Source organism: Fusicatenibacter saccharivorans (assembly GCF_015557635.1).
In the GTDB taxonomy this organism is placed as follows: Bacteria; Bacillota; Clostridia; order Lachnospirales; family Lachnospiraceae; genus Fusicatenibacter; species Fusicatenibacter saccharivorans.
The window spans coordinates 18,141-28,593 of sequence record NZ_JADNOP010000012.1; the positions used below are offsets into that span (position 1 = coordinate 18,141).

A 10,453-nucleotide genomic window follows, 5' to 3' on the forward strand; every position below is an offset into this window, starting at 1 on the left:
TTTTTATACCGTCCAAATTTTTACATTTTTTCCAGAAAAGGCGATTCCAAGTTTGATGACTTCCGTAACCCCTTCCTGCCGCATTTCTGCATCGTATCGCTGTGTTTCAATCTGGTTTAATGCTTCTTTCGCTAATTTTTTCAGTGTGTCTTCTGTAATCCCCTTTTTCCATTTTAGTTCCATCAGAATGCCAGGATACCGGAGTTCTCGCGGGAACAGGCTGATATCGTACCGTCCCTCTCCGAATTCCCGGTTGGATGTGATTTTATACTGTTGATCCAGCAATGCAATCAGTCCCAGTACCAGTCCATGGTAAAAACCTTCTGCGCCCGCATCGTAAAAACTGATCAACTTGTCCATATACTCTGCAATCGCACTCTGCAGTTTTTTCACATCATTCGTATACAGGCTTTCCGCAATCCGGTCTGCTGTCGTTCTGGTTACTGCTCCAATCTGCAGCAGATGGGATAAAATCTCTGCTTTGTAAACTGCCGCAATCTCCCAGTTGGGAATGGATACCTCACACAGATACGATCCGTCTGTCTGCAACTCCTTTTTTGGTGTTTTCAGATATCCAGCAACCAGAAGCAGACTGTAAATACTGGAGGGTTCTTCCAGCAGAGACCGGTAAACTACATTTTGATCGATTCTCGCAACCACTCGCTCTCCCTGCAGCAATGCATACAATTTCTCTATGACATCCTCTGTCGCTGCCTTCAGAACTTCTTCCAGAATTTCATTCTTTCCGGTGTTTACCCAATATGCCTTTGGAATACACCCCTGTGCAATATAGTTGACCACGGACCAGGGATTGTAAACTTCTTCTGCGCCAAAAAGATATCCGTCATACCAGGTTTTAAGCTCTGCTTCTTTTTCGAGAGCACCGTAATCCCGCAGCATTTTATGGACTTCTGCACGGGTAAATCCAAAGTATTTATCGTATGTCTCATCCAGAATGGAATTTACCGTCGGATTATTCAGACCACTGAATATACTTTCCTGTGCAATCCGCAGAATTCCAGTTAAAAAACCGTACGACAGATGCCGGTTGTCTTTGAATGCGCCGGAAAAGAAATTCCACATAAATCCAACAATTTCTTCATAAAACTTTTTCGAATAGCCTTCCTGAATCGGTGCATCATATTCATCGATCATAATGATCGGTGCTTTTCCATAATGTTCATGAAGCATTTTGGAAAGTTTCTGCAGAGACGAGGAGAGCTCTACTTCATTCGCCTGACCTGCCAGTATTTTCCGAAAATAATCCTTCTCGTATGGTTCCAGTTTCTCACTCATCCCCAATTCCTTATGTCTGCCGAACTCTTCCTGTACCAGCTCTGCAATTTTTGCAAAAGTCAGTTCCCAGGACGCAAATTTTATATCTTTAAACGTCAGAAAAATAACCGGATATTTTCCCTGATGCTCTCGGTATTCTTCTCCACATTTCCAGATTTCTTTGTCTCGGAAATACTGGCTGGTATCTGTATCGGAAATTTCAAAGAAAACGCGAAGCATATCCATATTCAACGTCTTTCCAAATCGTCTCGGCCGCGTAAACAGTGATACCAGTGGTTTTCGATCCAGAAATTCTTTGATCATTCCTGTCTTGTCCACATAATAATATTCCGACTGTGCCCGTACGTAATCAGATATTCCTATCGGAAGTGGTTTTTTTGCTTCTTTTTCCTCTTTTTTTACATACTTTCCTGACAGTATTCTGCCATCCACTGGTTTTTCTGCCTCATCCGGAATGCGCCAGCTTTTTCCTTCTTTTACGGCTCCTGGAATTTTACCTGTTTTGCAGAAAGTTGTTACAGTGCGTTCCGTAACGCCCCATAGCTTTGCCATTTCCTTGCATGTTTTCATTCGTTTCCTCCTTTCCAGTGTGCTTCTTTCCGATTATTATATCTTATTTTCAGAAATATATCAATTGTTGTATTTTCATTTTTCCGAATATTATCGTTGTTTTGCTTTATTTTCAAAGAAGGCAGCGTTTTTCTCCGCTGCCTTCTTTGAAGATTATTTTTCAGTTTTCCGCATCATTTTTCATCTGTGCCTTCGCTTTTCTTGCAATTCCCTGTGTTCCGTTCAGGATGCTTGCGCGGGTGACTTTGTCGTTGCCGTATTTCTGGCGGATTGCGTCGAGGGCGGCATCGAGTTTACGGCTTTTCTCCTTCTTTTCGGGATCTTCGAAGAGGGAGAGCTGTTCGAAATCGTCTTCGGTAAGGCCGGTTACGGAGACACCGATCAGGCGGAGGGGCTCTCCTTTCCAGGATTCGCGGAAGAGCTGTTTGGCGCAGCGGTAGATTTCATCTGTGATATCGGTCGCATTTGGAAGTTTTGTCTGGTGTGAGCGGTTTCGGAAATCGAGGGTGCGGAAGGTTATGGAAACGGAGGTGCATTTTTTCTTTTTCCGACGCATGCGGGCGGCCACGATGTCACACTGGGCGAGAAGAATCGGGTCGACCTGTTCGATAGAGACGATGTCCTCGTTAAAGGTCGTCTCTGCGCTGAAGCCTTTCGCCTCATCGGGCTGTGCTTTTACGGGGGAATCGTCGATGCCGCGGGCGTACTGGTACAGCTGATGGCCGTTTTTATTGCCAATCAGGGTCTGAATATCAGTTTCCCATGCATGTGCCAGATCTCCGATCGTGCGGATTCCGGCCTCGGTCAGCTTCTTTTCGGACGCTTTGCCGAGAAACAAAAGCTCGCGTACCGGAAGAGGCCACATCTTCGCAGGGATTTCTTCTGGAAACAGGGTATGCACTTTGTTCGGTTTTTCGAAATCGGACGCCATTTTGGCCAGGAGTTTATTGGTGGAAATGCCGACATTTACCGTAAATCCCAGCTCGTCGGAAATCCGGTCTTTAATTTCATGTGCTGCCGCGATCGGATCCGGGTACAAAAGAGAGGTTCCCGTCATATCAAGGAACACTTCGTCAATCGAGAAAGACTCCATGACCGGAGTGTAGGATGCGCAGATTTTCTTGAAGGCCCGGGAGCACTTGACATAAAGATCGAAATCACTGGGAACAATAACCATATTCGGGCATTTCCGCAGTGCCATTGCCACAGGCTCGCCGGTCTGGACACCGCATTTTTTCGCCGGAATCGACTTTGCTACAACGATACCCGTCCTTTTTGCCGGGTCACCGCCGATGCAGGCGGGAATGTCCCGCAGATCCGGCAGCCCCTCTTTCATCCGCCGCGCGGACTCCCAGGATAAAAAGGCGCTGTTGACATCTACATGGAAAATCAGGCGGTCTGCCGGCTTCTTTGTTTTATTCATCGATAAAATGAATCCGTTCTGGTTTAAAGCGGTCCTGCTGCTCTCTGTGCTCGGCAGGATAGCCAAGAGCAAACAGCGCAAAGACATGAACTTCTTCCGGCAGTCCCAGCAGAACTCTTACTTTTTCCATATTTTCTTCATTTGGTGCAATGCCGAACCATACGCCGCCAAGACCAAGCGCATCCGTTTCCAGCCAGATATTTTCCTGGGCAATCGACATATCGATCTGCGCAAATGCTGGAGCGACAAGACCTTCCAGGCGATATGCCGATACCAGCACAACCGGAGCTTTTGCCGCGCAGCCGGTGTACGGTGTCATTTTAGAAAGCGCCTCAATTTTTTTCTTATCCGTTACCACATAAAATTCCCACGGCTGCTGATTGCACGCGCTTGGAGCCTGCATGCCTGCTTTTAAGATCTGCATAATTTTTTCTTTTTCAACCGGCTTGTCTTCATATTTTCTAACACTGATTCTGTGAAAAATACTGTTCATTTCAAAATCCTCCTTGGTTTCTTATGGGATGTCTCTTTGCAGACTATTATAGCATTTTTCCTAAAAAAACTCCAGAATCCCTGTCGTCTCATTTTTATCTATGTTTTATTTTTCACAAAAAGAATAGCCGATCGTCCATCTTTCCTTCCGGAACAAATTCTCTATTCTTACAAATTTTGTCCGCATATCCAGTCGTAATAGGAAGCCGCATTTTTTGTGTTGACCCCACGTGTAACTGCGAAAGATAAAGCACCTGTGTCAAAATATCAGCCATAGAAAGATTTCCACATTTTTTCTCAATCAAAATGGGATTCTGTGATCCTTTTTTATTTTTCATATTTGTCGTCACAAGATATCCTTTGTCTGCGTTATAAACACAGTATCCCATCGGTGGATTCTCTATCTGCCCATTCTGCCAGAATATCAGTTTACTGCTGATATTTTTTCTTACTTCAATAATATTATACATAATTCCCTTGGCCGCAAAGTAATTTTTATACCATTCATCATCTTCATTGCTGAATCCATCTCGATGAATCACAATGTTCTTCGGCATTTCACCAAAACGGTCTTCATATGCAAAAATCACCTGATCAAAAATATCCTGAAGAATCCTGGTAGTAATTTTTTCTCCCTGCTGTGGTGCTGCCGGTTTATAAAATCCAAGCAGACGGCCATATTTGTCAAATACAACCGAGCAGGCAGGATAATGAATTCCTTTTGCTATCGTCGCAACATCAAGACCTACAAAACAATCCACATTGCCAGGCATATCTTTTACAACCCATGGAATCCCGCCTGTTTTTCCAAGAATTCCAAGAATTATATTGTGAAGGTAATATCTTGAATTATTTTTTGCCTTATTCCCTTCTTTTGCTTCCTCAGCGAACAATTTTGCTGTTTTCATACTGATCATCTGTGACGGGATATTAGCCTTTGCCCAAATAGTTTTAAACGGATTGTACGGTCCATCTTCCTCCATCCCATCTGGTACAAGTGCAATGACCAGATCGATTCCTTCTATCTTCTGCAATTTATTGGCAGCTCTTTTATAATCTGTAATATCTCCCAACTCATATTCTTCCCGTACCATTGCCTTTACATCCAGATCCAGCAGTCCCGCCATGGTATATAAATCCTTTTCCCCGTGATACTTTCCAAGTTTCGCAAAGGTATAAATCCCATTTACAACTGCCTTCATCAAATCATAGGAATTTCTCGGATACAAATATCCTATTTTTATTTCTTTTTCCGTCTTTCGATAAAAACCGTAGTTGAATACTTTAAATTCTTCGCCGCATTTAAGAGCCTTATCTTTTCCACAAACTAACAGCGGTTCTTTAACTTTACCTTTCTTATAGCCAATTTTCTCTACTGTACATGGATCTGTTTCAAATTTCATTCCGTCAAGTGGCTCAATCGTTCCAATATCCTGTATAAAATCCTGGTCTAAAAGTACTCTGGTCTTCATATTCCGTTTTACCAAGGACTCTGTCCGCATAGAAAAAGCTGCATCCATACGGCTTACCGTTTCTCTTGTCAATACTGGTTTTAATGCCTGCGGATAATAAGGTAATTCTATTCCCGTCTGAAGTGCCACCTTAACTATCCTGGTATCATCAGAAATATTCTCTACCCTGTATGCTTCATTTCGTTGGATATAATACGCCTTTAGACTATCTGCAAAATCCAGTTTATCCGTTACGGTCAAATCACAGATTTCTGTCAGAATGCCTGTCTGATTATTCTTTGCCCAGTCATTTTTTACTTCCTGCCCAATTAGATTTAGTCCTTTTTCCAGATAATCAGCTACAGTTTGATTCGATGAAAAAAGACTGCTGGTATCAATTCTCAGATATGCTTTTTCATCATCCATAATAGTAACCCAGAAATTATATTTCCGTTCCAGACTAATTTCTCTGTTTCCTGACGAAAACGTCTCAAATCCCTGATTTGTCATAATCCACTTACTTGTCACATTACTTTTACAGGAATATTTTCTGTATTTTCCAAAAATTAAAATTTGGGATAGTTTTTGTGTGATCCAGTATTTGATAAGTTCCTGATAGATTCTTCTGTTTTCTAAAACAGGCAGTTCTCGTGATCCCTCATATTCGACTGTAAAATCAGCATTTGGGATTTTCTCTTGCAGTTTTTCCGTCGCATAGATTTTGTTTCCATCTTCAAATACGCCTGCCTGATTCCAGTTTCGTAATTTCCAGGCTGCCCCTCTGATAATAGAATATGTATTTCCTATTTTTTGTACATGAAGTTCATAAACATGAAATTCTACCGGTTTTACAGTATCTACTGACGCAAATACTTCCATTTTTAAATCTTTTTCCAATATAGTTCCTCCTGGTTTTCATAAAGTTTGTTTTATCATATTTTTTTGTCCTGTATTATTGTGATCCATTTATATTATTCATTATTTCCAATGTATTCTCCAATTTTGTCTTTATATTTTCCCGCAGCATTTGTGGTTCTATAACCATAAACTTATCCATATATTTCATGAACCATCCAAGTAAAGTTACACTGTTCATTTTATAAAAAACGGCTCTGCAATTTCCATTTTCCAGTTTTTGGACCGATACATTTTTCCCAACAAAATCATAGAGAATTGCATTTGTCGCCGGTTCTGGTTTATATTCCACTTCTATTCTTACGGTTTCCCCCAGGAAATGGTTTACACTTTCTTCAATATATTTCCGAATAATAAGTTCGGGATTTGGACCTATTTTTTCTACAGCGTCAATCGCGTCACTCTGTGATATCTCCAGATTTTCAATTCGATCAAGCCTATAACTTGTAAGTCTATCATAATGATCATGTGCCCCGATTAAATAATAGGTATTATCAGACCAATATATTTCATAAAGATTAAGCGAATATTTTTTTCCTTCTCTTCGAAGCACCTTTTGCAACTTCTCATTTACTTCTGTATATTGAAATTCAATTTTTTTATGGAGATACATAGCTTCCAGCATTGTTTCAATGTAGTATCCTGTTTCCCTATCAGAATCCATGTTTCCTGCCTTGGGTGTCATCATATGACAAAATCTGCTTCGACTTCTCTTACTTGTAAGATCCAATAGTCGTTCTTTCAATTCCTTTGCTTCCTTTGCAGAAATGCATCTTGCCTGCTGTACTGCATCCAACATAATTTTAATTTCCCAGTCCGAAAATATATGTTTTTTCATATACCAGCCCATCTTTTTATCCGCACACTGATATATTTCATAACCACAAAATTGCAGCATTTTAATATCACGATAAACAGAACGGCGATCGACCTGTTCTATTTGATATTCCTCTTCCAGATATTTCAAAATCTGTGTCGCATTCATCGGACTTTTTTCATCTGTTTCCTCTAAAATCTGTAACACTCGAATCAGTTTTTCTTTATGATCAGTTCCCATTCTTTCTCCTTTTGATCATTTTATATGTATCTTACCTTTTCGCCGCTTTTTATCATAATATTATATCATCTGTCACAATAATGGCACACGTAAAAACATCTGCCCTATTGGACAGATGTTTTTACATATCTAAAAGCATTTCATAAATATGCTGTTCTTTCTCACTCTGCAAGAAAGTACCGCGCGCCAACGCATTTTGCAGGCGGCTAAGCTGTGCGTCTGCATAGCCGCCGAAGGACTGGACGGCTCATTTCCATTTTCATCACCTTTCTTTCTCAGATTGAGATCGAAAAATCTGCTTTCACAAGAAAGAAAAAAAGCGCGATCTGCACCAGCAGCATCAGTGGAACGCCGATGGTAAACTTCTTTTTTCTTGTCTTGTGATGGAACAGGTGCATCGCCAGCAGTGCTCCTGCCGAACCGCCGACTGCGGCCAGGGTAAGAAGCGTCGAGACACGGATTCTCCATTTTCCATGCACAGCGTTTCGTTTATCGATGCCATAGACTGCTATGGTGATCATATTAATACAGATCAGATACAGGTACAATCCTGCCTGTAGTTGAATGGGAAGGTTCATTCTCTCTTCACCAGCCTTTCCTTTTTATCTTTCTTTGAAAAGAAGGCAGCGTTTTTCTCCGCTGCCTTCTTTTCAGATTTTTTTCAGAATCATTTCTTCTCCAGAAAGATTTTTCTGGTAATAAAGTTGTACACCATGACAACCGCAGTTGCAAAGACTTTTGCAATGGTGTAAATCAGGTTGTAGCCGATGTGCTGCTGCAGTGCAGTGCTCCCCCGGTAGATGGGTCCTACTACAATCCAGATCAGGAAGCTGTTCAGCAGCATTCCGATCAGGGAAAGGACGACGAAGGTAATGAATTCGACTTTTTTGTTCAGGTCTTCTTTTCGCTCAAAGACAAATTTGAAACTTAAAATGTAATTAGCGATGACGGACACAGTAAATCCGGCAACAGAACCGACAAGCGATGCCATTTCAAAATATGAACTGGAGGTCAGCGCCATAACAAGGTTCAGAACGATCAGTCCGGTCACGTAATCAATACCAAAGCTGATGAAGCCGACGATACCGAATTTCACAATCTGTGCAAATAATTTTTTCATTTTTTCCTCTGTTTCTTCTTATATAATTTTTAAGCAACATCCTGTAAAGAATACCATACAATGCCATTTTTTTCAAGTTTCTGCAAATTTTATCACAGCAAAAACGCCAGATTTCACGTTTTAAAATGAAATCTGACGTCTTTCGTTTTTTCTAAAATTCCTGTTTCTCCATAAATCCTACACTGATCCGGTACGAAATCAGCAAAACCACGATGCCTGCAGTAAAAATTCCTGCCTGGCCCGGAATTGTGCCCGTAATGGTGCCAATCAGCTCCGTGATTTGATCCAGTGTCGCTTCTCCTGCGACTTTCTGCACAAACAGAATCACACCGGCAAACAGAAAACAGATTCCTGCCATCATGACCCGTGCGCTTTCTGCTCCGCATTTGATCTACACCGGAATCATGATGGAAATGGTGATGAAAAATACCGCCAGAAAGACCGGTATCATTCCCGCATTTTCCGAGAGAACACCAGATACATTCGAAACGCCGTGCACCAGCAGGGATACCAGGTATAACGCCCAGGCGAGGACAAACGATACTACGGTTCCGGCCACGCAGAACAGGTATTTTTCGCGGATATACAGTTTCCGGTCAATCGGGAGTGTGAACAGGAACGGCAGTCCGTTATCCGCTTCATCGCAGGAAAGCGTTCCGATCAGCAGAACGATCATCAGAAACGGAAAATAGCCCAGAATAAAGGTGTCCGTCTGGCTAAGTCCGAGGAATACACAGATCATAAGGAAAAGGATCATCGTGTTGCGATGGCCTTTTAACAGCAGACAGATATCTTTCTCTAATAATCCACTCATCTTTTTTCTCCTCCTGTCATCATCAAAATTACATCATCAATTCCGGCCCGCTCTACTACAAGGTCGGGAACATTTTCTTCGTAATATTTTCTGTCGTTGGTAAGGCATGCATAGCCATACGGTTCTTTCTGGGTATCGAGCAGATATTCTTTGTCGAGCGTCGCATACTGCGCCTCGTCTGCCTTGATGAGACCGTATTGCTCGAGAATCACATCCGTCTCCTCGTGCAGGAGCTGTTTTCCCCCGTGAATCAGATAAATGTCATCGCAGAGATGCTCGAGATCGGAGGCGATGTGGGACGTAATGAGGATCGTCCGGCTCTCATCTTCGGCCGCGTATTCGCGCAGCAGGTCGAGAATCTCATTTCTCGCTTCCACATCGAGTCCTGCAGTCGGCTCGGCAAAAAACTGGACTACCCCTCCGCAATCCCTTATAGTTACGGGCTTTAACGGCATACACGTCTGTGTTTTGTGCGACCCTTTCATGACGAGCAGTTTCTGCCAGGTTATTTCTCTGCTTCGTCCTCATTCCAAACCTCTTTTGCAAGATTAAAGACTGCCCAGCCTTTTGGCCAGCCTGCATAGAATGCTACGTGAGTGATGATTGCTGCGATCTCTTTCTGTGTTACCCCATGATCCTTTGCATTCTGTAAATGGAATTTCAAAGAGGAATCTGTGATTCCCTGTGCCATCAGTGCTACAACTGTGATGATACTTCTTGTTTTTAAATCAATATCTTCGTTATTCCAGTTCTCTCCGAAAAGAATGTCATCGTTAAAATGTGCAAAATCTGGTGCAAATGTTCCCAGAGCATTTCTTCCTGCTATCTGTGTGATCTTTGCCATGATATCAAACCTCCATCTTTCTTATTTATGGTAATTTGTTATACTCTTCTTCCGGTAAAAACTCCAGCCATTCGTTGGAAGCTCCCTCTGCTGGAACTTCAACAGCCAGATGCTGGAACCAGCTGTCTTTCGCTGCCCCGTGCCAGTGTTTTACTTCTGGTGAAATATTTACTACATCTCCAGCTTTCAATTCACGAGCTGGTTTTCCTTCTTCCTGGTACCATCCTCTTCCACCAGTAACCAGAAGGATCTGTCCACCTTTATGATGGATGTGGTATGCATTGATTGTTCCCGGAGCGAAAGTAACCAGACCAACTGGTACTCTCTCTGTTGTAAGCATATTCAAATAGCATTCACCTGTAAAATACTTTGCGAATGCTACGTTTTCTTCACCGATTGGAAATACGTTACCTCCACCTAAGTCTTTTTTCATCTGTTCGATATCCATAAAAAATTCCTCCTTGCTCTTTT

Annotated in this window: 12 protein-coding genes and 1 pseudogene; all 13 read right to left on the reverse strand. The window is 42.1% G+C overall.

The annotated features are described in order from the left end of the window. Window positions 1-3 precede the first annotated feature (3 nt). The 13 genes and pseudogenes from I2G42_RS10910 to I2G42_RS10965 all read right to left on the reverse strand — a co-directional run bounded on the left by I2G42_RS10910 (window position 4) and on the right by I2G42_RS10965 (window position 10,430). The gene (locus I2G42_RS10910) at window positions 4-1,866 is read right to left on the reverse strand and encodes an AAA family ATPase (RefSeq protein ID WP_195531055.1); all 1,863 of its coding nucleotides are present in this window, start codon (window positions 1,864-1,866) and stop codon (window positions 4-6) included. Window positions 1,867-2,026: 160 nt separating this feature from the next. Next, complete coding sequence (locus tag I2G42_RS10915; RefSeq protein WP_195531056.1) at window positions 2,027-3,289, reverse strand: DNA polymerase Y family protein; 1,263 nt, start codon at window positions 3,287-3,289, stop codon at window positions 2,027-2,029. Beyond that, the gene (locus I2G42_RS10920) at window positions 3,282-3,782 is read right to left on the reverse strand and encodes a nitroreductase family protein (RefSeq protein ID WP_055221482.1); all 501 of its coding nucleotides are present in this window, start codon (window positions 3,780-3,782) and stop codon (window positions 3,282-3,284) included. The genes I2G42_RS10915 and I2G42_RS10920 overlap by 8 nt, the downstream gene beginning before the upstream one ends. A gap of 112 nt (window positions 3,783-3,894) precedes the next feature. Next, complete coding sequence (locus I2G42_RS10925) at window positions 3,895-6,129, reverse strand: Piwi domain-containing protein (protein WP_195531057.1); 2,235 nt, start codon at window positions 6,127-6,129, stop codon at window positions 3,895-3,897. Between the two features lie 55 nt (window positions 6,130-6,184). Next, window positions 6,185-7,204: a helix-turn-helix transcriptional regulator gene (locus I2G42_RS10930; protein WP_055221486.1), complete on the reverse strand. Its 1,020-nt coding sequence runs from the start codon at window positions 7,202-7,204 to the stop codon at window positions 6,185-6,187. 142 nt (window positions 7,205-7,346) lie between these two features. Next, window positions 7,347-7,451: pseudogene (locus tag I2G42_RS16855) on the reverse strand (nucleotidyltransferase); the annotation flags it as partial. 28 nt (window positions 7,452-7,479) lie between these two features. Continuing rightward, window positions 7,480-7,782, reverse strand: coding sequence for a DUF1294 domain-containing protein (locus I2G42_RS10935; protein WP_055221488.1), 303 nt, complete (start codon window positions 7,780-7,782; stop codon window positions 7,480-7,482). Window positions 7,783-7,871: 89 nt separating this feature from the next. Then, complete coding sequence (locus tag I2G42_RS10940) at window positions 7,872-8,324, reverse strand: GtrA family protein (RefSeq protein ID WP_055221490.1); 453 nt, start codon at window positions 8,322-8,324, stop codon at window positions 7,872-7,874. Between the two features lie 151 nt (window positions 8,325-8,475). Further along, window positions 8,476-8,685, reverse strand: a complete 210-nt coding sequence (locus tag I2G42_RS10945) for a hypothetical protein (RefSeq protein WP_195531058.1) — start codon at window positions 8,683-8,685, stop codon at window positions 8,476-8,478. A gap of 30 nt (window positions 8,686-8,715) precedes the next feature. Then, window positions 8,716-9,138, reverse strand: a complete 423-nt coding sequence (locus tag I2G42_RS10950) for an ABC-2 transporter permease (protein WP_195531059.1) — start codon at window positions 9,136-9,138, stop codon at window positions 8,716-8,718. Next, on the reverse strand, window positions 9,135-9,515 hold the full coding sequence (locus tag I2G42_RS10955) for an ATP-binding cassette domain-containing protein (protein WP_207741879.1): 381 nt from the start codon (window positions 9,513-9,515) through the stop codon (window positions 9,135-9,137). The genes I2G42_RS10950 and I2G42_RS10955 overlap by 4 nt, the downstream gene beginning before the upstream one ends. A 128-nt stretch (window positions 9,516-9,643) precedes the next feature. Continuing rightward, entirely contained in the window at window positions 9,644-9,982 is a 339-nt protein-coding gene (locus I2G42_RS10960) for a carboxymuconolactone decarboxylase family protein (RefSeq protein ID WP_008400006.1), read from the reverse strand. A 25-nt stretch (window positions 9,983-10,007) separates the two neighbouring features. Further along, entirely contained in the window at window positions 10,008-10,430 is a 423-nt protein-coding gene (locus I2G42_RS10965; protein ID WP_008400007.1) for a cupin domain-containing protein, read from the reverse strand. Window positions 10,431-10,453 lie beyond the last annotated feature (23 nt).

Excerpts from the sequence above, each read along its gene's own strand:
- I2G42_RS10945 (WP_195531058.1), bottom strand. The coding sequence starts at position 8,685 with ATGATGGCAGGAATCTGTTTTCTGTTTGCCGGTGTGATTCTGTTTGTG.
- I2G42_RS10965 (WP_008400007.1), bottom strand. The coding sequence starts at position 10,430 with ATGGATATCGAACAGATGAAAAAAGACTTAGGTGGAGGTAACGTATTT.
- I2G42_RS10915 (WP_195531056.1), bottom strand. The coding sequence starts at position 3,289 with ATGAATAAAACAAAGAAGCCGGCAGACCGCCTGATTTTCCATGTAGAT.
- I2G42_RS10935 (WP_055221488.1), bottom strand. The coding sequence starts at position 7,782 with ATGAACCTTCCCATTCAACTACAGGCAGGATTGTACCTGTATCTGATC.
- I2G42_RS10940 (WP_055221490.1), bottom strand. The coding sequence starts at position 8,324 with ATGAAAAAATTATTTGCACAGATTGTGAAATTCGGTATCGTCGGCTTC.
- I2G42_RS10950 (WP_195531059.1), bottom strand. The coding sequence starts at position 9,138 with ATGAGTGGATTATTAGAGAAAGATATCTGTCTGCTGTTAAAAGGCCAT.
- I2G42_RS10930 (WP_055221486.1), bottom strand. The coding sequence starts at position 7,204 with ATGGGAACTGATCATAAAGAAAAACTGATTCGAGTGTTACAGATTTTA.
- I2G42_RS10960 (WP_008400006.1), bottom strand. The coding sequence starts at position 9,982 with ATGGCAAAGATCACACAGATAGCAGGAAGAAATGCTCTGGGAACATTT.
- I2G42_RS10920 (WP_055221482.1), bottom strand. The coding sequence starts at position 3,782 with ATGAACAGTATTTTTCACAGAATCAGTGTTAGAAAATATGAAGACAAG.
- I2G42_RS10910 (WP_195531055.1), bottom strand. The coding sequence starts at position 1,866 with ATGAAAACATGCAAGGAAATGGCAAAGCTATGGGGCGTTACGGAACGC.